19 protein-coding genes and 1 riboswitch are annotated in these 18,325 nt (G+C 71.4%); of the genes, 9 read left to right on the forward strand and 10 right to left on the reverse strand.

The window, feature by feature from the left end:
• The first annotated feature begins 134 nt into the window (after positions 1–134).
• The 6 genes from ACFC1F_RS36930 to ACFC1F_RS36955 all read left to right on the forward strand — a co-directional run bounded on the left by ACFC1F_RS36930 (position 135) and on the right by ACFC1F_RS36955 (position 3,397).
• Entirely contained in the window at positions 135–341 is a 207-nt protein-coding gene (locus ACFC1F_RS36930) for an ATP-binding protein (protein WP_376165171.1), read from the forward strand.
• Positions 338–481, forward strand: a complete 144-nt coding sequence (locus tag ACFC1F_RS36935) for a hypothetical protein (RefSeq protein WP_376165173.1) — start codon at positions 338–340, stop codon at positions 479–481. The genes ACFC1F_RS36930 and ACFC1F_RS36935 overlap by 4 nt, the downstream gene beginning before the upstream one ends.
• A gap of 281 nt (positions 482–762) precedes the next feature.
• Positions 763–912 (forward strand): hypothetical protein, encoded by a 150-nt coding sequence (locus ACFC1F_RS36940; protein ID WP_376165175.1) that lies wholly within the window; start codon positions 763–765, stop codon positions 910–912.
• Complete coding sequence (locus ACFC1F_RS36945) at positions 909–2,087, forward strand: methyltransferase domain-containing protein (protein WP_376165177.1); 1,179 nt, start codon at positions 909–911, stop codon at positions 2,085–2,087. Before ACFC1F_RS36940 ends, ACFC1F_RS36945 begins: the two co-directional genes overlap by 4 nt.
• 248 nt (positions 2,088–2,335) lie before the next feature.
• Entirely contained in the window at positions 2,336–2,803 is a 468-nt protein-coding gene (locus tag ACFC1F_RS36950) for an excisionase family DNA-binding protein (protein WP_376165179.1), read from the forward strand.
• Positions 2,804–2,806: 3 nt separating this feature from the next.
• On the forward strand, positions 2,807–3,397 hold the full coding sequence (locus ACFC1F_RS36955) for a PIN domain-containing protein (protein ID WP_376165182.1): 591 nt from the start codon (positions 2,807–2,809) through the stop codon (positions 3,395–3,397).
• Positions 3,398–3,484: 87 nt separating this feature from the next.
• Here ACFC1F_RS36955 and mnmA read toward each other — a convergent pair whose 3' ends face one another.
• Entirely contained in the window at positions 3,485–4,621 is a 1,137-nt protein-coding gene (mnmA, locus tag ACFC1F_RS36960) for a tRNA 2-thiouridine(34) synthase MnmA (RefSeq protein WP_376165184.1), read from the reverse strand.
• A 47-nt stretch (positions 4,622–4,668) separates the two neighbouring features.
• Positions 4,669–5,850, reverse strand: coding sequence for a cysteine desulfurase family protein (locus ACFC1F_RS36965; RefSeq protein ID WP_376165186.1), 1,182 nt, complete (start codon positions 5,848–5,850; stop codon positions 4,669–4,671).
• Between the two features lie 251 nt (positions 5,851–6,101).
• On the opposite strand from ACFC1F_RS36965, the gene ACFC1F_RS36970 reads away from it, so the two are divergent.
• On the forward strand, positions 6,102–6,857 hold the full coding sequence (locus tag ACFC1F_RS36970) for an IclR family transcriptional regulator (protein ID WP_209411362.1): 756 nt from the start codon (positions 6,102–6,104) through the stop codon (positions 6,855–6,857).
• On the opposite strand, the gene ACFC1F_RS36975 is transcribed toward ACFC1F_RS36970, so the two are convergent.
• The 8 genes from ACFC1F_RS36975 to ACFC1F_RS37010 all read right to left on the reverse strand — a co-directional run bounded on the left by ACFC1F_RS36975 (position 6,793) and on the right by ACFC1F_RS37010 (position 16,057).
• Positions 6,793–7,452 carry a trimeric intracellular cation channel family protein gene (locus tag ACFC1F_RS36975; protein ID WP_209411361.1) on the reverse strand — a complete coding sequence of 220 codons (660 nt, stop codon included), beginning with the start codon at positions 7,450–7,452 and terminating at the stop codon, positions 6,793–6,795. The two genes, ACFC1F_RS36970 and ACFC1F_RS36975, sit on opposite strands and share 65 nt — an antisense overlap.
• A 53-nt stretch (positions 7,453–7,505) precedes the next feature.
• Complete coding sequence (locus ACFC1F_RS36980; RefSeq protein ID WP_376165189.1) at positions 7,506–8,594, reverse strand: ABC transporter ATP-binding protein; 1,089 nt, start codon at positions 8,592–8,594, stop codon at positions 7,506–7,508.
• A 34-nt stretch (positions 8,595–8,628) separates the two neighbouring features.
• Positions 8,629–9,696: an ABC transporter ATP-binding protein gene (locus tag ACFC1F_RS36985; RefSeq protein WP_376165191.1), complete on the reverse strand. Its 1,068-nt coding sequence runs from the start codon at positions 9,694–9,696 to the stop codon at positions 8,629–8,631.
• Positions 9,693–10,703 carry an ABC transporter permease gene (locus ACFC1F_RS36990; RefSeq protein WP_376165193.1) on the reverse strand — a complete coding sequence of 337 codons (1,011 nt, stop codon included), beginning with the start codon at positions 10,701–10,703 and terminating at the stop codon, positions 9,693–9,695. The genes ACFC1F_RS36985 and ACFC1F_RS36990 overlap by 4 nt, the downstream gene beginning before the upstream one ends.
• A 98-nt stretch (positions 10,704–10,801) precedes the next feature.
• Positions 10,802–12,571 carry an ABC transporter substrate-binding protein gene (locus ACFC1F_RS36995; RefSeq protein WP_376165195.1) on the reverse strand — a complete coding sequence of 590 codons (1,770 nt, stop codon included), beginning with the start codon at positions 12,569–12,571 and terminating at the stop codon, positions 10,802–10,804.
• A gap of 54 nt (positions 12,572–12,625) precedes the next feature.
• A complete protein-coding gene (locus ACFC1F_RS37000) occupies positions 12,626–13,615 on the reverse strand; it encodes an ABC transporter permease (RefSeq protein ID WP_209411356.1) in 990 nt (329 codons plus the stop codon).
• Positions 13,616–14,143: 528 nt separating this feature from the next.
• Positions 14,144–15,082, reverse strand: a complete 939-nt coding sequence (locus ACFC1F_RS37005; RefSeq protein ID WP_209411355.1) for an enhanced serine sensitivity protein SseB C-terminal domain-containing protein — start codon at positions 15,080–15,082, stop codon at positions 14,144–14,146.
• Between the two features lie 180 nt (positions 15,083–15,262).
• A complete protein-coding gene (locus tag ACFC1F_RS37010) occupies positions 15,263–16,057 on the reverse strand; it encodes an enhanced serine sensitivity protein SseB (RefSeq protein ID WP_209411354.1) in 795 nt (264 codons plus the stop codon).
• A 148-nt stretch (positions 16,058–16,205) separates the two neighbouring features.
• Positions 16,206–16,311: riboswitch (glycine riboswitch) on the forward strand.
• Positions 16,312–16,544: 233 nt separating this feature from the next.
• Here ACFC1F_RS37010 and gcvT point away from each other — a divergent pair.
• The gene (gcvT, locus tag ACFC1F_RS37015; RefSeq protein ID WP_376165198.1) at positions 16,545–17,666 is read left to right on the forward strand and encodes a glycine cleavage system aminomethyltransferase GcvT; all 1,122 of its coding nucleotides are present in this window, start codon (positions 16,545–16,547) and stop codon (positions 17,664–17,666) included.
• A 100-nt stretch (positions 17,667–17,766) separates the two neighbouring features.
• The gene (gcvH, locus tag ACFC1F_RS37020) at positions 17,767–18,144 is read left to right on the forward strand and encodes a glycine cleavage system protein GcvH (RefSeq protein WP_148642853.1); all 378 of its coding nucleotides are present in this window, start codon (positions 17,767–17,769) and stop codon (positions 18,142–18,144) included.
• The last annotated feature ends 181 nt before the right edge of the window (positions 18,145–18,325 follow it).

Here is an 18,325-nt window from a genome sequence, read left to right on the forward strand (position 1 = left end):
CCTCCCCGTCGTGGTGGTGGGGTTTTGTTTTCTTTTGTAACCTGGCTGGGGGCGGGGGGCCCTCCCCCGCCGGGGGGCGCCCCCCCCCCCCCCCCCCCCCCCCCCCCGCCGCCAAGACGGGCTGCCAGCTCTTCATGACCGTCACCGTCGAGCTCATCGCCAAGGCGACCGTCCGCATCTCGGTGCGGGACGGGTCGCGGGCCCTTCCCGTGTTGATCCAGGCTTCCGACGACGATGAGGGCCACCGTGGCCTGAGCCTCGTCCACCGGCTCACCCACGGACGGTGGGGAGTCACCGTCGAGCCGCTCGGCAAGGTCGTCCATGCCGACATCGCTCGGTGACTGGACCTCCCGCGGCACAGCGCCCCGACGATGTCGAAGCCGTCGAACCGCTCCGTGTCTGGACCGCCTGCGCCGTGTCGGTGACCGCCCTGCTGCACCTCGCCGCAGCCGCGCTCGTGCTGACCGCGCGCTCCCACTGAACTCCCGCCCGTGCCGCCGGGCCGGCGGCACGGGCGGGGCGCCACCACCCGACGCCGCCTCCCGGGCGGCGGGTCAACCCGGCAACAGGCAGTAGCCCCATCGGGTCCCGCCACCCGCAAACAGGCGATCCCCCGTGACAACGGGACCATCCCCGCGGGCGGTCGCGCGCCCTCGGGGAGCTGCCGCCCGGCATTCCTCCCGGAGGATGCGAGAGGCGGCCACGCAACAACACCCCGGCAGGCGACCGCCTGCCGACCAAACCAGCACGGAGGTACGGAACATGGGCAAGCGCGGAGGCGGCTCCGGCGACGGCAAGGGCGGCGGGCAGCAGGACGACAGCAACAAGGGCGCCGGCCACGGCGGCGGCGGTTCGGACGAGGGCGGCAACACCTCCGACGGCCAGAACCCGGCGGGCGGCGGCGGCAAGTGACCGGCGAGACGCACGAGGAGGCGGGCCCCCTGGGGCTCGCCTCCGCGCTGGTGGCCGGCGGCGCGCTCTCCTCGGACTGGCTCCCCTCCTTCAGGGCGGTGCCCCGCGAGCTCTTCGTCCCGGATCGCATCTGGCCGGGCATCGCGGACGGCACCCGGCAGAACCCCGCCGTCCACCGCCCACAGGACCCCGAGGCGTGGCGCAGAGCCGTCTACTCGGACATCCCGCTCACCACCCAGTGGGACGACGGGGACCACGAAGGCGACGGGCTCGGCACGACGCCGACCTCATCCAACTCCATGCCGACCATGGTCTTCTCCATGCTCCAGGACCTGGACGTGCACCCGGGTAACAGGGTGCTGGAGATCGGTGCCGGGACCGGCTGGAACGCCGGCCTCCTCGCCCACCGCCTGGGCGGCCCCAACGTGGTGACCGTCGAGTACGACCCGGCCGTTGCCCACCGCGCCCGGGAGAACCTGACCCGGGCCGGGCTCGAACCGACCGTGGTCGAGGGCGACGGGCGCTTGGGGTGGGCCGAGGGCGCTCCCTACGACCGGCTCATCGCCACCTGCTCCCTACTGGAGATCCCTCCGGCCTGGCTTGAACAAACGGCCCCCGGCGCGATCGTCGTCGCCCCGTTCGGCACCGAGTACGGCGGCGAGCACATCGTCCGTCTGACCGTCCACGACGACGGAGCCGGCGCGAGCGGGCGGTTCACCCGTGGCTCCGCGTTCATGCGGCTCCGGCAGCAGCGCACGGACCGGCCGCTCTTCGAGGCCTACCTACGGGGAGAGCCGTGGCCCGCTGACGGGGTGAGGAGCACGACCACCCTCGCCCCTCCGGACACCGGAGGGTGGTTCGAGCAGTTCGTCATCGGCGCCGGCGTGCCCGGTGCGTTCTGGAGGGCGGAACGCTACGAGGACGGCGCGTACACGCTGTGGCTCTACAGCCGCGACACCCGGTCGTGGGCCTCCGCCGACTACGAGCCGGGCCGCACGCAGTACGAGGTGTACCAGTCCGGCCCGCGCAGGCTCTGGGACGAGGTGGACGCCGCGTACCGGTGGTGGGCCGGCCGGGGCCGCCCCGGGCACGAGCGGTTCGGCCTGTCGGTCACCGCGGGCGGTCAGTTCGTCTGGCTGGACTCCCCGGACAACCCCGTTCCGCAGCACACGTGACATCCCCCGGGGCCCGGCCGCCCGGACGGCCGGGCCCTGAAAGTCCGGACTCGCCCGTACCGGACGCCCCGGGGTGTCCGCGTCGGCGTCCTCCAGGACGGGGACAGAGGCTGCCGATGACCTTCAGGGCCCCGGAGGATGCAACCACTTGACCGCCGTCACACAGGGTTGCCGGGCGAATAGCGTTGCGCTTGCTTCGTTTGTTGCGGATACTTCGACTAAGCGACTCGATGGGAAGAGGGGACCCGATGGCCACCACCACGCAGGGCCGCAAGCTGGAACCGGGCGTCATCAAGGCCCAGGACGCCGAACGAGCACTACGCCGCATCAACGAGTACCTCTCCCTGACCGAGGGCAGCAACGAAGACATCCAGGTCCACCTGGAGATCGGCACCCAGGATGAGGCGCTGATCCTGCCGCGACCGGCGGCCGAGCTGATCGCTGCCATGCTGGCAGCGCTCGCGAGCGGCAAGGGCGTGCAGATCATGCCCTTGGATACGGAGCTCACGACTCAGCAGGCAGCCGACATCCTCAATGTGTCGCGGCCCTACCTCATCGGGCTTCTGGACGACGGAAAAATCCAGTACCGCCGCGTCGGAAGGCACCGGCGCATCCGCGTCGAGGACCTCATGCGTTTCAAGCGTGAGGACGACCAGCGTCGACACGACGCAGCCAATGAACTGGCGCAGCTCGGACAGGATTTGGGGCTGGACTGACCGATGGCCTTCGTCGTCGTATATGACTCATGCGTGCTGTACCCGAACGTGGTCCGTGACCTGCTGATTCGAGTGGCACAAGCAGGCATGGTGCAGGCCAAGTGGTCCGAACAGATCCTGGACGAGATGAGCCGTGCCCTGCATGAGCAAAGGGGGACCGAGCCCGACAAGCTGCAGCGCTTACGGCAGCTCATGAATGACTCGATTCGTGACGTCTGCGTAACGGGCTACGAACCTCTCGTTGAGATGCTCAAGCTCCCCGACCCGGACGACCGCCATGTGCTTGCAGCGGCAATCAGGAGCAAGGCACAGGTGATCGTCACCGACAACCGCAAGGACTTCCCGCCCGCCACACTCGCAGAGTGGGGTGTTGAGCCGAAGAGTGCCGATTCGTTCTTCCTTGACCTGCTCGGTCTCGACGACCGGATCGTCTACGCCTGCGTGCAACAGATCGCAGAGTCGCGCCGCAACCCTCCGGAATCGGTCGACGGCATCCTGGAGCACATGGAGCGATCCGGCCTACGCCGGACTGTCGCCGCCCTGCGCATGGGGCCAGGCTCAGTCTCCCAACAGACCGACGAGGCGGACGAATAGCCCTGAAGGCCCCGAGAAGCCCCGTGAGTGCCATGACGCGGGCGTGCGGGCCGGGCGGCATCCGCCGAGCCCGCCCGTACCGCCGGACTACGCGTTGACCGCCGGGCGCTCCGTGGTCGCGATCGTCGCGGAGCCGACGACGCGGGTGCCGTCGTACAGCACCACGGCCTGGCCGGGGGCGATGCCGCGCACCGCGGAGTCCAGGCGGACGTGGAGCTCGCCGTCGACCACCGAGGCGGTCACCGGCACCTCCTCGCCGTGCGCGCGCAGCTGGGCGGTGTAGCGGCCGTCTGCCAGCTCCTCGGTGCCGCACCAGCGGGGGCGGATCGCGGTCAGCGCGGTCACGTCGAGCCCCTCGACCGGGCCGACCGTCACCGTGTTGTTCACCGGCGAGATGTCCAGCACGTACCGCGGCTTGCCGTCCGCCGCCGGGCGGCCGATCCGCAGGCCCTTGCGCTGGCCGATGGTGAAGCCGTACGCGCCGTCGTGCTCGCCGAGCTTGGTGCCGTCGGTGTCGAGGATGTCGCCGGTGGCCGTCCCGAGGTGCTTCGCCAGGAAGCCCTGGGTGTCGCCGTCCGCGATGAAGCAGATGTCGTGGCTGTCCGGCTTCTTCGCCACCGCCAGGCCCCGGCGCTCGGCCTCCTCGCGGATGACGTCCTTGGTGGTGTCACCGAGCGGGAAGAGCGAGTGGGCGAGCTGGTCGGCGTCGAGCACGCCCAGCACGTAGGACTGGTCCTTGGCCGCGTCCACGGCGCGGTGCAGCTCGCGCGTGCCGTCCGGCAGGTCGACGATCCGGGCGTAGTGGCCGGTGCAGACGGCGTCGAAGCCGAGGGCGATCGCCTTGTCGAGCAGGGCGGCGAACTTGATCTTCTCGTTGCAGCGCAGGCAGGGGTTCGGCGTACGGCCGGCCGCGTACTCGGCGACGAAGTCGTCGATCACGTCCTCGCGGAAGCGCTCCGCGAGGTCCCAGACGTAGAACGGGATGCCGATCACGTCGGCCGCCCGCCAGGCGTCCCGGGAGTCCTCGATGGTGCAGCAGCCGCGCGCGCCCGTACGGAAGGACTGCGGGTTGGCGGAGAGCGCCAGATGGACGCCGGTCACCTCGTGCCCCGCTTCGACGGCGCGGGCGGCGGCGACGGCGGAGTCGACTCCGCCGGACATCGCCGCGAGCACGCGCAGGCGGCCGGTGGACGGAGTGGTCGGGGCACCCGGGAAGTCAGTCATGATGCCAGTAAGCGTACGTGCTCGGCCGGCTGTTCCCCGAGCCGATATCAGCGCCGCACGGACGCCAGACCGGCGTTCCGCGCCCGCTGGACCACCGGGCCGATGGCCTCCGCGAGCGCCGCCACGTCCTCCCGCACCGAGGTGTGACCGAGCGAGAACCGCAGCGAGGCGCGGGCCAGCAGCGGGTCGACGCCCATCGCCAGCAGGACGTGGCTGGGCTGCGGGACGCCGGCCGAGCAGGCGGAGCCGGTGGAGCACTCGATGCCCTGGGCGTCGAGCAGCATCAGCAGGGCGTCGCCCTCGCAGCCGGGGAAGGAGAAGTGCGCGTTGGCGGGCAGACGGCCCTCGGCCGCCGGGTCGCCGTTGAGGACGGCGTCGGGGACGACGGCCAGCACCGAGGCGACCAGTTCGTCGCGGAGCGCGCCCAGCACGGCCGCGTGCTCGGCCCGCCGCTCGACCGCCAGGGCCGCGGCGGCGGCGAAGCCCGCGGCGGCGGGGGCGTCCAGCGTGCCGGAGCGGACGTCGCGCTCCTGGCCGCCGCCGTGCAGCAGCGGGACGGGGCTGGCGCCGCGGGAGAGCAGCAGGGCGCCGATGCCGAAGGGGCCGCCGATCTTGTGACCGGTGACGGTGAGCGCGGTGAGCCCGGACTCGGCGAAGGAGACCGGGACCTGACCGAGCGCCTGGACGGCGTCGGCGTGCATCGGGATGCCGTACTCGGCCGCCACGGCGGCGAGTTCGACGACGGGCTGGACGGTGCCGACCTCGTTGTTGGCCCACATCACGGTGACCAGCGCGACGGACGACGGGTCCCGTTCGATCGCCTCCCGCAGGACCGCCGGGTGCACCCGGCCGAGCCCGTCCACCGGGAGGTACTCGACGGTGGCGCCCTCGTGCTCGGAGAGCCAGTGCACGGCGTCCAGCACCGCGTGGTGCTCGACGGGGCTGCTGAGCACCCTGGTCCGGGCCGGGTCGGCGTCGCGGCGGGCCCAGTACAGGCCCTTGACCGCGAGGTTGTCGGACTCGGTGCCGCCGCCGGTGAGGACGATCTCGCTGGGCCGCGCGCCCAGGGACTCGGCGAGCGACTCGCGGGCCTCCTCGACGACGCGGCGGGCCCGGCGGCCCGAGGCGTGCAGGGAGGAGGCGTTGCCGACGACCCCCAGGTGCGCCGACATCGCGGCGATCGCCTCGGGCAGCATCGGCGTGGTCGCCGCATGGTCCAGGTATGGCATAACCATCCGATTGTAGAGGGCCGCCCGCCGCCACCACGGCCACCGGCGCAATCCGGCCAACCGGGCGCACGGGACCGGGCATCAGCCGCGTACAGGACCGGAACACGGAACCGGACCCGAGCCCGTGCCCGTGACACCGTCCCGCCCGCCGGACGCCCGCGTCCGGGCCCGGTTTGGCCGCCCGCCGGGGCCAGCGGTTAGCCTGACGACCCACCGCAAAAGAGGCCGTACGGGACAGGACTGGGGGCGGGATGTCGCAGTCTGTCGATCGCGCGCTGACCATCCTCGGCTCCCTCGGCGACGGCCCGGTGACCCTCGAACAGGCCGCGACCAGCATCGGCGTGCACAAGTCCACGGCGCTGCGCCTGCTGCGCACCCTGGAGGAGCACGGCTTCGTCCACCGCTTGGACGACCGGCGCTACCGGCTCGGCGGCCGGCTGCTGTCGCTCGCCCACCGGGCGCTGGAGGAGATCGACGTGCGGCGGATCGCGGCACCCTACCTGGCGGCGCTCAACCGCCGCTTCGGGGTGACCGTCCAGCTGGCCGTGCTCCAGGACGACGAGGTGCTCTACCTGGACGAGCTGGCCGGCCGCTGGCACCCGGGCGCCGGCCGGCCGTCCCGGATCGGGCGGCGGGCCTCGACGACCGGCACCGCGATCGGCCGGGTGCTGCTGGCCGGACTGCCCGAGGACGGCACCCGCGAGGACGACCTGCCGGCCGAGCTGGCCAGGGTCCGCCGCCAGGGCTGGGCGGCCGAGTCGGCCGAGCACCGGGAGCCGGTGGCCTGCGTGGCCGCGCCGGTGGCCGGCAGTGCGGGGCGGCCGGTGGCCGCGTGCGCGGTGAGCGCCCCGACCTACGAGATGGCCCCGTTCGAGCTGGTCCGGCTGCTGCCGGAGCTGCTCTGCACGGCCGAGGCGATCTCCTTGGCGTACGGGGGCTCGCCTACTCCTCGCTGGTGCGAGAACCGTTGCGGTGCCAGGCCCGCGGGGCACGCCAGCCGTACTTGAGGGCGAGCATCCGCAGCACGAAGGCGGTCAGCGCGGCGGCCGTGCCGGTGGCCGCGCTGAGCCGGTCGAGGCCGATCAGCACCACCACCAGCGTGGAGCCGACCAGGGCCGGAACGGCGTAGATCTCCCGGTCCCAGCGGAGCAGTGAGGGGATCTCGCCGGCCAGCACGTCGCGCATCACGCCGCCACCGGCCGCCGTCACCATGCCGAGCGCGATGGCCGCCACCGCGCCGAGGCCGTAGTCGTGCGCCTTGGCCGTTCCGGTGACGCAGAAGAGGCCGAGCCCGAGGGCGTCGAGGGTCTGCACCGCGCGGTTGATCCGTTCGACCTCGGGGTGCAGGAAGAACACCACCAGGCCGGCCACGAGCGGGGTGACGAAGTACCCGAGGTTGGTGAAGGCGGCCACGGGCGTGGCCCCGATGACGAGGTCGCGCATCACCCCGCCGCCGAGGGCGGTGACCTCCGCCAGCACACAGATCCCGAAGATGTCCATGTTCTTGCGGACGGCGAGCAGGCCCCCGGAGAGGGCGAAGACGAAGATGCCGATCAGGTCCAGCGACTGCTGGACGTCGGAGGGGAAGATCTGCGAGGTCACCGCACAACTATGGACCCGCGGAACATTCCCCTCCGATTCGGCTCAGTCGGGCCTCACGCCGAGGCGGGGGCCTTCTCCGCCGTACCGCCCGCCGAAGGCGCATTCTCGGGGAAGTGGCAGGCCACCTGGTGCCCGGTCTTGAGCGCGGCCAGCGGCGGCTCCTGTGTGGCGCAGATCTCCTGCACCTTCCAGCAGCGGGTGCGGAACCGGCAGCCGGACGGCGGGTTGATCGGGGACGGCACGTCGCCCTTGAGCAGGATGCGCTCGCGGCGCTGCCTGCGGCGCGGGTCGGGCACCGGCACGGCCGACATCAGCGCGTTGGTGTACGGGTGCATCGGGTTCGCGTAGAGGGAGTCCCGGTCGGCGATCTCGACCACCTTGCCGAGGTACATCACGGCGACCCGGTCGGAGACGTGCCGGACCACCGAGAGGTCGTGCGCGATGATCAGGTAGGTCAGGCCCAGCTCGCGCTGGAGGTCGTCCAGCAGGTTGACCACCTGCGCCTGGATGGAGACGTCGAGCGCGGAGACCGGCTCGTCCGCGACGACCATCTTGGGCCGCAGGGCGAGCGCCCGGGCGATGCCGATGCGCTGGCGCTGGCCGCCGGAGAACTCGTGCGGGTACCGGTTGTAGTGCTCGGGGCTGAGCCCGCACAGCTCCAGCAGCTCCTGGACGGCCTTCTTGACCCCGCCGGCCGGCTCGGCCTTCTGCAGCTTGAACGGCGCGCCGACGATGGTGCCGACGGTGTGCCGGGGGTTCAGCGAGGAGTACGGGTCCTGGAAGATCATCTGGATGTCGCGGCGCAGCGGACGCATCGCCCCGGTACCCAGGTGGGTGATGTCGGTCCCCTCGAACTCGATCTTCCCGCCGGTGGGTTCGTCGAGCCGGGTGACCAGTCGGCCCATGGTCGACTTGCCGCAGCCGGACTCGCCGACCACGCCGAGGGTCTCCCCCGCGTTGACGGTGAAGTCGATGCCGTCGACGGCCCGCACCGCGCCGGTCCGGCGGCGCAGCAGCCCGCCGTGGATCGGGAAGTGCCGCGTCAGTCCGGTCACCCGGAGCAGCGGCTCGCGGTCGGGAGCGGGCGAGGGCGCCGGCACCTTCTTCAAGGGCTCGGGGGCTGCCGCCTGAGTGTCCGTCATCGGTTCTCTCCAGAAAGGTGGTACGAGGCCGGGCTCACAGCCGGGGCGCGATCTCTTCGGCGAAGATGCGGTGCCGGTCGGCGGCGGCGAGGTGGCAGGCCGCGTGGTGCCCGGGCGCCGCCTCGGTCAGGACGGGGGTCTCGCTCGTGGAGCGGCCCCCGGTCTGCCCGGCGTACGGGCAGCGCGGGTGGAAGGCGCAGCCGCTGGGCACGTTGATCAGGCTGGGCGGGGTGCCCTTGACCGGGACGAGCCGCTCCTGGAGCTCGCGGTCGAGGCGTGGCATCGAGCCCAGCAGGCCCCAGGTGTAGGGGTGTTCGGGCGCGTCGAAGAGGGTGTCGGCGGGTCCGCGCTCGACGCACTTGCCGCCGTACATGACCAGGATGTCGTCGGCGATCTCGGCGACCACCCCGAGGTCGTGGGTGATGATGATGACGGCCGAGCCGAACTCCTGCTGGAGGTCGCGGATGAGGTCCAGGATCTGCGCCTGGACGGTGACGTCCAGGGCGGTGGTGGGCTCGTCGGCGATCAGCAGCGAGGGGTCGTTGACCAGGGCCATGGCGATCATGGCGCGCTGGCGCATGCCGCCGGAGAACTGGTGCGGGTAGTCGTCGACCCGGCGGTCGGGCTGCGGGATGCCGACCCGGTCGAGCATCTCGACCGCGCGGGCCCGGGCCTGCTTCTTGGTGGCCTGCGGGTGGTGGACCCGGTAGGCCTCGATGATCTGCGCCCCGACCGTGTAGTACGGGTGCATCGCGGTCAGCGGGTCCTGGAAGATCATCGCCATCTCGCGGCCACGCAGCTGCCGGACCCGCTCGGGGCCGGCCGCGATCAGGTCCTCGCCGTCGAGGCGGATCTCGCCGCTGATCCGGGCCCGCTTGGAGCGGTGCAGGCCCATGATGCCCAGCGAGGTGACGGACTTGCCGGAGCCGGACTCGCCGACGATGCCGAGGGTCCTGCCCTTGTGCAGGTCGAAGCTGACCCCGTCGACCGAGCGGACCAGGCCGTCGTCGGTGTCGAAGTGGATCCGCAGGTCCCGGACGGAGAGGAAGGCGTCCCCGGTCGGGGCGGCCACGGGCGCCGGGGTCTTCTGGAGCTCGGTCACGACAGCCTCACCCGGGGGTCGACAGCGGCGTACAGGAGGTCAACCACGAGGTTGCACAGGACGATGAAGAAGGCTGCGAGCAACGTGACGCCGAGGATCTTCGGCAGGTCGTTGTCGGCGATCGCGGAGACCGCGAAGGCGCCGACGCCCTGGAGCGAGAAGACCTGCTCGGTGATGAGCGCACCGCCGAGCAGCAGGCCGAGGTCCATGCCGAAGATGGTGACGACCGGGGTGAGCGCGGAGCGCAGTCCGTGCCTGACGACGACCTTGCGCTCGACCAGGCCCTTGGCCCGGGCGGTGCGGATGTAGTCCTCGCTCATCGTCTCCAGCATTCCGGCGCGGGTGAGCCGGGCGTAGAGCGCGGAGTAGAGGAAGGCCAGCGAGATCCAGGGGAGGATCAGGTTGCGGGCCCACATCAGCGGGTCGTCGGTGAAGTTGACGTACTGCAGGTTGTCCAGGATCGGCCACTCGTAGCTGAAGAGCGTGAGCAGCAGCGCGCCGGTGAAGAAGACCGGCAGCGAGACGCCGGCGAGGGCGACGCCCATGGAGAGGCGGTCGAAGATGGAGCGCGGCTTGAGCGCCGAGATGACGCCGGTGGTGACGCCGGAGACCAGCCAGAGCACCGCGGCGCCGATGGCCAGCGAGAGCGTGATCGGGATGCGCTTGGTCAGCTCGGGCCAGACCTCAAGGTGGTTCTTGAAGGAGTAGCCGAAGCAGGGAACGTGGCAGGTGGCCGCGTCCGGGCCGAACTTGTACTCGGCCCCGGTGACCAGCGCCTTCAGGAAGCGCCCGTACTGGACGTAGATCGGCTGGTCGAACCCGAGGTTCTTCTTGACCGCCGCGACCGCTTCGGGGGAGGGGTTCTTCCCGATGTACTGCGTGGCCAGCTGGTCGGTCGTCTCGCCGGCCAGGCGCGGCAGCAGGAAGAAGATCGCGAAGGTGACCGCGCTGACCACCAGCAGCAGCACCACGGCCGCGAGCGTCCTGGGGTGTTTGTAGCAAAACACAGTGGGGCGGCCCGGGCGGCCCGCCGCCGTCCGGTATCTACGGGCCGGGGGCGGGCGCCGCTGCCTTCACCTGCCTTCAGGGATGCGGAGCCAGGCTCTTACTTGCTCGTACCGATGTTCAGGTAGTCGTACTCACCCGAGAAGGCCGAGGTGGAGACGACGTTGGTGGCGGTGTCCGAGCGGTACAGGAACACCTTGAAGTAGGTCAGCGGGACGTAGACCGCGCTCTCCATGACCTTCTTGTCGATCTCGGAGTAGATCTTCTCGCGGGCGGCCTTGTCGGTGTTGACCGCGGCGTCGTCGAGCAGCTTGTTGATCGCCGGGTCGTTCAGCGAGGCCAGGTTGTTGTTACCGGCCTCCTTGATGGCGCGGCCGTCGACGATCTGCTGCAGGAAGCCGTAGCCGGTCGGCCAGTCGGCGCCCCACTGCATCATCATCAGGCCGATGTTCTTCTCCTTGTTCTTCGCCGGCACGCCGACGTTGTCGGAGAGGTACTTGCCCTGCGGGAACTGCTGGATCTCGGCGTTGATGCCGATCTTCTTCAGCGCGGCCTGGATCGAGGTCGCGGCGGCGATCTCGGTGGCCCGCTCGGTACGGGCGGACAGGACGGTGGAGAAGCCCTCCGGCTTGCCGCAGGCCTTGAGGGCCTCCTTGGCCTTGGCCTCGTCGCCCTTGTTGTCCTTGGTCTCGTACAGGTTGATGTCCTGGTGACCCGGGATGTCCGCCGGGAGCACCGAGTTGGCGATCTGGCCGCGGATCGGGCCGCCGATCGCGGTCTGCACCGAGACCTTGTCGATCGCGTACTGGACGGCCTTGCGGCAGTCGACGTTGTCGAACGGCGCGACGTGGCTGTCGATCGCGGTGTAGACCAGGCGGCCGCCGTAGGCGTTGTCGGTCTTGGCCTTGAGCTTCGGGTTCTGCAGGATCTGTGCCTGGGTCTGCGGGTCGACGCCGCCGCCGACGAGGTCCACCTGGGCGTTGCCGGCCAGCAGGTCCTTGTCGATGGTGGACTGCTCGATGTTCATCTTGAGCAGGATCTTGTCCGCGAGCTGCTTGCGGATCGGGTCGCTCTTCGCGTCCCAGTTGGTGTTCGGCACCAGCGTGAGCTGCTTGCCGTCCTCGTAGGACTCGAACTTGTAGCTGCCCGAGGCGAGCGGGTGCTTGACGTAGTCGGCGCCCTTGTCCTTGTCCTTCGGGACCGGGACGGTCTGCGGGGCGGAGACCAGGTAGTCGAAGTCCGCGAAGGCGTGCTTCAGGTGGAAGACGACGGTCAGGTCGTCCGGCGTCTCGATCGACTTCAGGTCACCGGTGGTGTCCTTGTACGGACCCTCGTACGGGGTCGGGTTGTCGACCAGCAGCTCCTTGAAGTACGTCGGACCGTTGGAGAACACGTCCGGCGCCCAGTTGGAGCGCTCCACCGCGTACTTGACGTCCTTGGACGTGATCGCGCTGCCGTCCTCGTACTTGAGGCCCGCGCGCAGCTTGTACGTCCAGGTCAGGCCGTCCGCACTCGGCTGGCCCATCGACTCGGCGAGGTCCGGGACCAGCTTGTTGCCCTCGTCGCCGGGGCCCGGGGCGAAGGTGGTCAGCGGACGCCCGTACAGGCGCGAGAAGTTGTAGATGTACGCGTAGTACGTGTTGCCGGGGTCGAGCGAGTCCGGCGTGCCCTTCATCTCGTAGGTGACCGTCCCGCCCTTCTTGTCCGAGGCGTTGACGATGCCCTTGGTGGCCGCGTCGGCACCGCCGGAGGAGGCGGCGGAGGACGAGTTGCTGTCCCCGCTCTTGGAGGAGCTGGACGAGCAGCCGGTGACGACCAGGACAGTGGCGGCAGCCACTGCGGTCAGCGCGACGGTACGGGACCTACGCATGGTGGGATCAACCCCTTGAGGAGTGGTGGCGTATCGGAGGGTCCTGACGAGAGGTCAGTTGCTCTTGGGATCGAGGGCGTCACGCAGCCCGTCGCCGAGCAGGTTGAAGGCGAGAACCGTGAGGAAGATCGCCATACCGGGGACCACCATGTACTGGGGGTCCACCTGGTAGTACTTGATCGCGTCGTTGAGCATCCCGCCCCAGGAGGACTGCGGGGCCTGGATGCCGACGCCGAGGAAGCTCAGGCCGGCCTCGAAGAGGATGTTGGTCGGGATCAGCAGGGTCGAGTAGACCAGGATCGGACCGACCAGGTTGGGCAGCAGCTCCTTGAACAGGATGAACGGCCCGCGGGCGCCCAGGCTGCGGGCGGCGTAGACGAACTCGCGCTCGCGCAGCGAGAGGGTCTGGCCGCGCACGATCCGGCCCATGTAGGGCCAGTTGAAGAAGCCGATCACGAAGATCAGCACCATGATGTGCAGCGGGAGGCCGTGCAGGCCGAAGGCGCCGCCCTGCAGCGAGGCGGAGATCGCGATGGCGAAGAGCAGCAGCGGGAAGGCGAGGAACACGTCCATCACCCGGCTGATCAGGTTGTCCACCCAGCCGCCGTAGTAGCCGGCCATCACGCCGAGCACGGTGCCGATGGTGTTGGAGAGCAGGGTCGCCCCGAAGGCGACGAGCAGTGAGACCCAGGAGCCCTCGATGACGCGGGCGAGCAGGTCGCGGCCCTGCAGCGGGTCGACGCCGAGCGGGTGGTCCATGCTCATGCCGCCCCAGTCCCCGAACGGCAGGCCGCCGAGGTTGGCGTCCAGGAGGTCCTGGTTGAGCGCGTCGGGGTCCATGCCGAAGACCGACTCGATCGGCTTGGCCAGCACGGCGAGCAGGATCAGCAGGATCACCACGATGCCGCCGGCGACGGCGGCCTTGTCCCGCTTGAAACGGGTCCAGGCGATCTGGCCGAGCGAGCGGCCCTCGATCTTCTTGGCCGGGCTCGCGGCGGCGTCTGCCTCCGGTGCGTTTCCGGCGGTCTTGATGGGTGCGGTCATGGTCAGTTCGGTCCCCTCGCCGACGGTGGCCGGCCCACGGGTGCCGGTCGCCGGGATCGGCGGGACGGCTGGTGCGGACGTGCGGAGGTGCGGACGTACGGAGGTACAGGGCGGTGTTCGCAGCGGTACGACGTGCGGTACTGCGTGCTCGGGTACTGCCGCCACGCGGGATGGGCATCGCGTGGATCAAGCTGTCCGCCTGCGCGTTCGCCTTTGTGGGGCGCCAACCACGCGCGGTGCGTTTGCAGAACTCTCTGCCATCCGAACTGGCTTGCGCCAGCCCTGACAACCGACAGATGCCCAACTGTGATCTGTCGACATGCACCTCTGGATCTTCGGCATACCGCTCTTCACACAGCTGTAACAGCCATGTCAAGATGTCTGCCAGCACGAACGGGAACTTCGTCCGGAAAACGCCGAAACCGGTCCGACGGATCGTCAAACCGGTTTCTTTGCTTGCTCTTTACCGCGTCGCTCGGCCTTTGCCGCGCCGCTCGGCCATTTCCGAGCCGCTCGGCCGTTACCGCGTCAGCGGGTGGGGTAGCCGGGCCAGGGCTGCTGCGGCGGCGGCTGGCCCTGCCAGCCCGGGGCGGGCGGCTGGGTGCCGTAGCCGTACCCCGGCCCCGCCTGCGAGGCGTACGGCGGCGGGGGCACCGGCGGGTACGCCGTGGCCGGCGGTCGGCCCTGGGCACCCGCCTCGCGGTCGTAGAACGGCCGTGCGTTGGCCCGCATCCAGAGCGCCACCGGGTCGTACTCGTCCCCCATCGCCACCGTGGAGACGGCCAGGCCCTCCGGCGCGACCGCGATCGCCCGCTGCATCAGCGCCCGGACGGCCTCCACCGTGGGCGGCGAACTCTCGTACAGCTCAAGGCCGATGGCCAGGTACGGTTCGCCCACGGAGGGCTGCACCCAGGCCCGGCGGAGCGCCTTGACCGCCCGCACCTCGCCCGCCTGGTGCTCCAGCAGCGCGAAGAACTGCTGGGCGGGCACCTGCGGTTCACTCAGCTTCAGCGGCCCGGCAGGCAGCCGGTCCAGGCCGGCCGCGATCCGCCGCAGGTCCGCCCAGGGCACGCCGACCCCGCCGCCGGGGGCGTGCGGGTTGAGCCAGAGGCCCCAGCGGGTCCGGTAGAGCGAGGCGGCGATCTCGCGCCCCGAGATCACCTCGTGCGCCCGCGCCCAGCCGGACGCCGCCAGCTGCTCGGGCGAGGTGACCGCCGGCGCGTAGCCGTGGCCGCTGATCTCCATGTTCCCGTACTGGGCGTCCGGGCTTCCCGGCGTCCCGTGCCAGAGCAGCATCAGCACCTGGCCGTCGGCCAGGGCGTGCAGCAGCGCCTCGTACGCCTCCCAGCGCTCCGGCGCGACCTCGCGCAGGGCGTGTTCCAGCGCTCTCGGATCCGCGCCGGGGCGCCCGGCGGGTGCCTGGCCCCAGGGCCCCGGTACACCGCCCGCTACCGCTCCCGCACTCATGCGCCCACCTCGCTGCGCCTCTTCTTTCCCTCACCTGCCGCCGGCCCGACGGGTGTCTGCACGCACCCTATGGGGCGCCACCGACCACCGCCACGCCGACGTGCCTGCCTTGGGCCCCTCCTACCCGTTCGCGGGCCGCCCGACGGCGGGCGGGGAGGGGCGCGTCGCTTCCGCGCCGGGTCACATCCGTGTGTAGAACGGCTGGACCTTGTCGAGCAACCACTCGACCACGGGGTCCTCCGCGAGGTCGAGCAGTACGAGGTGGACGCCGCCGGGCAGCGGCGCGGTTCCCAGCGCCCGGCCCAGCGCCTCGTTCACGGCGGCCGGGTCGGCCGGGGCCAGCCGGTCCAGCTGGACGCCGACGAACATCACGGTGGGCTCGCCCTCGACGCTGGCCAGCGCCCGCCGGGCGGTGAGCACCCCGGGCAGCGCCGACAGTTCGCCGCGGCAGGCGGCCAGGAAGGCCTCCGGGTCCTCGCCCGGCACCGGCTCGCGCAGCGCCACCCGGCCGCCGGACGGCGCCTGCGCGGCCTCCCAGCGGTCCTCCCGCGGCCCGCGCCGCAGCTCGGCCACGCCCTGCGGCGGCACCGGGATGCCGACCGCCGCCTCCGGGTTCACCGCGATGCCCACGCCCAGCGGCAGCCCGCGGGCGAACTCCCAGACCGGCGCGATCGCGAACGGCATCCCCGGCGCCTGCTGGAGGAACACCTCCTGCGAGGAGAAGACCGGCACGTACGGCTCCCCGCCCAGCTCCACGGTCGGCAGGTTCAGCGCCTGGCCCTGCGGGTCGGCCCCGGCCGGCAGCGGGATCCACACCTGGCTGCGGGCGAGCACCTCGAACACCCGCGGCGTGGCGCCCGGATCGCCGAGCGCGGCGGTGAGCACCTGCTCCAGCTCGTTGGCAGGCCATCCGCCGCCGGGCGGCACCGAGTCCGGACCGCCCCACCCCTGCTGCTGCTCCACCGGGTACCCCATGCGCCCCTTGTACCGCCTCACTGGCTCGTCGACGCGTGCAGCCTAGCGGGCCGCCCGGGGCCCCTCTCCCGCACGGGCGCCGGACGTGCCATGATGTCCGCGGCTCCGCGTTCTCGCCGGGCCGCCCCCTAACTCCATACCGGCCGCTCGAACCCGCGCGGGAGAGTCCGGAGTGCCGCCGACGGCGGCAGGACCGGCGCCGAAGGAGCAAGTCCTCCCCGGAATCTCTCAGGCACCCCTACCGCACGGATTAGGCACATCTGGAAAGCGGCGCACGGCCCGGTCGCGCGCCCACCCACGGTGCAAGCCGCCATGCTGTCCTGTTAGCTGTAAAGAGCTGCGGGCCCGCGTGCGGTGAAGCTCTCAGGTACGACGACAGATGGGGAGACCCAGCCGCCGCATGCCCGCGCGCAGGTCAGGTCCCTCTCCGAGCGGGACCGGTCCGGCGTGCGCACCCCTGAGTGCCCAGACCGAGGAGTTCCAGGCCATGTCGTCCCTCCGCCTCACCGCGCTCGACGCGCTGCACCGCAGCCTCGGCGCCACCATGACCGACTTCGCCGGCTGGGACATGCCGCTGCGTTACGGGAGCGAGCGCGAGGAGCACCTCGCCGTCCGCACCAAGGCCGGTCTCTTCGACCTCTCCCACATGGGCGAGATCACCGTCACCGGCCCGCAGGCCGGCGAGATGCTGGACCACGCGCTGGTCGGCTTCGTCTCCGCGCTCGGCGTGCTGCGCGCCCGCTACACCATGATCTGCGCCGAGGACGGCGGCATCCTGGACGACCTGATCGTCTACCGCCTGCGCGAGGACGCCTTCCTGGTCGTCGCCAACGCCTCCAACGCCCAGCTGGTGCTGGACGAGCTGATCGCCCGGGCCAAGGGCTACGACGCCGTCGTCACCGACGACCGCGACACCTACGCGCTGATCGCCGTCCAGGGCCCCGAGGCCACTGCGATCCTCACCGCCACCACCGAGGCCGACCTGCCCGGCCTGAAGTACTACGCGATCCTCCCGGCCCAGGTCGCCGGCCGCGACGTGCTGCTCGCCCGCACCGGCTACACCGGCGAGGACGGCTTCGAGATCTTCTGCAACCCCGGCGACGCCGAGCAGATCTGGCAGGCGCTGACCGAGGCCGGCACCGACCGCGGCCTCGTCCCCTGCGGCCTCTCCTGCCGCGACACGCTGCGCCTGGAGGCCGGCATGCCGCTGTACGGGCACGAGCTCTCCACCGACCTGACCCCGTTCGACGCCGGTCTCGGCCGCGTCGTCCGCTTCGACAAGACCACCAACGAGGGTGCGTTCGTCGGCCGCAAGGCGCTGGAGAAGGCCGCCGCCGAGGCCGAGGCCAACCCGCCGCGGGTGCTGGTCGGCCTGGTCTCCGAGGGCAAGCGCGTGCCGCGCGCCGAGTACACGGTGGTCTCCGCCGACGGCGCCCCGATCGGCCGGATCACCTCCGGCGCGCCCTCCCCCACCCTGGGCAAGCCGATCGCGATCGCCTACGTGGACGCGGCGCACGCCGCCCCCGGCACCACCGTCGCGGTGGACGTCCGCGGCAAGCACGAGCCGGTCCAGGTCGTGGCGCTGCCCTTCTACAAGCGCGCCCGCTGACCCCTCCCCGCCGCTTTCCCCCCTCCGCTTCCCCCGCCGAGGCGTGCCCGGCCACCGGGCCGCTTCGTCGTACCCGCTTCCCATCCTGGAGAATGACGCCATGAGCAACCCCACGCACCTGCAGTACACCAAGGAGCACGAGTGGCTGACCGCCGCCGAGGACGGTGTCTCCACGGTCGGCATCACCGCCCACGCGGCCGACGCCCTCGGTGACATCGTCTACGTGCAGCTGCCCGAGGTCGGCGAGACCGTGACCGCGGGTGAGACCTGTGGCGAGCTGGAGTCCACCAAGTCGGTCAGCGACCTGTACTCGCCGGTGACCGGTGAGATCACCGAGGTCAACCAGGACGTCCTGGACGACAACTCCCTGGTCAACAGTGCCCCGTTCGAGGGCGGCTGGCTGTTCAAGGTGCGTGTCGAGTCGACCGACGAGCTGCTGAGCGCCGCCGAGTACGACGCCCTCACCAACCCGGCCTGAGCCACCCGCCGGGGCGGCCGCCGCGCGGCGGCCCCCCCCCCCCCCGCCCGGGGCGGCGGCCACCACCCCGCGCTTCACCCGCCCACCGCCACCCGCGGCCGCGCCGCCGCGCCGCGGCGGAGCGCCCCCCCCGCGGCGGCCGGCCGGCTCGACGTGCAGCGCACCCGGCTGCTGCCGATGC

This window comes from Kitasatospora sp. NPDC056181, from assembly GCF_042266225.1.
Lineage (GTDB): Bacteria > Actinomycetota > Actinomycetes > Streptomycetales > Streptomycetaceae > Kitasatospora.

Excerpts from the sequence above, each read along its gene's own strand:
- ACFC1F_RS36950 (WP_376165179.1), top strand. The coding sequence starts at position 2,336 with ATGGCCACCACCACGCAGGGCCGCAAGCTGGAACCGGGCGTCATCAAG.
- ACFC1F_RS36930 (WP_376165171.1), top strand. The coding sequence starts at position 135 with ATGACCGTCACCGTCGAGCTCATCGCCAAGGCGACCGTCCGCATCTCG.
- gcvT (WP_376165198.1), top strand. The coding sequence starts at position 16,545 with ATGTCGTCCCTCCGCCTCACCGCGCTCGACGCGCTGCACCGCAGCCTC.
- ACFC1F_RS36970 (WP_209411362.1), top strand. The coding sequence starts at position 6,102 with ATGTCGCAGTCTGTCGATCGCGCGCTGACCATCCTCGGCTCCCTCGGC.
- ACFC1F_RS37005 (WP_209411355.1), bottom strand. The coding sequence starts at position 15,082 with ATGAGTGCGGGAGCGGTAGCGGGCGGTGTACCGGGGCCCTGGGGCCAG.
- ACFC1F_RS37000 (WP_209411356.1), bottom strand. The coding sequence starts at position 13,615 with ATGACCGCACCCATCAAGACCGCCGGAAACGCACCGGAGGCAGACGCC.
- ACFC1F_RS36980 (WP_376165189.1), bottom strand. The coding sequence starts at position 8,594 with ATGACGGACACTCAGGCGGCAGCCCCCGAGCCCTTGAAGAAGGTGCCG.
- ACFC1F_RS36995 (WP_376165195.1), bottom strand. The coding sequence starts at position 12,571 with ATGCGTAGGTCCCGTACCGTCGCGCTGACCGCAGTGGCTGCCGCCACT.
- mnmA (WP_376165184.1), bottom strand. The coding sequence starts at position 4,621 with ATGACTGACTTCCCGGGTGCCCCGACCACTCCGTCCACCGGCCGCCTG.
- ACFC1F_RS36965 (WP_376165186.1), bottom strand. The coding sequence starts at position 5,850 with ATGCCATACCTGGACCATGCGGCGACCACGCCGATGCTGCCCGAGGCG.
- gcvH (WP_148642853.1), top strand. The coding sequence starts at position 17,767 with ATGAGCAACCCCACGCACCTGCAGTACACCAAGGAGCACGAGTGGCTG.
- ACFC1F_RS37010 (WP_209411354.1), bottom strand. The coding sequence starts at position 16,057 with ATGGGGTACCCGGTGGAGCAGCAGCAGGGGTGGGGCGGTCCGGACTCG.
- ACFC1F_RS36955 (WP_376165182.1), top strand. The coding sequence starts at position 2,807 with ATGGCCTTCGTCGTCGTATATGACTCATGCGTGCTGTACCCGAACGTG.
- ACFC1F_RS36940 (WP_376165175.1), top strand. The coding sequence starts at position 763 with ATGGGCAAGCGCGGAGGCGGCTCCGGCGACGGCAAGGGCGGCGGGCAG.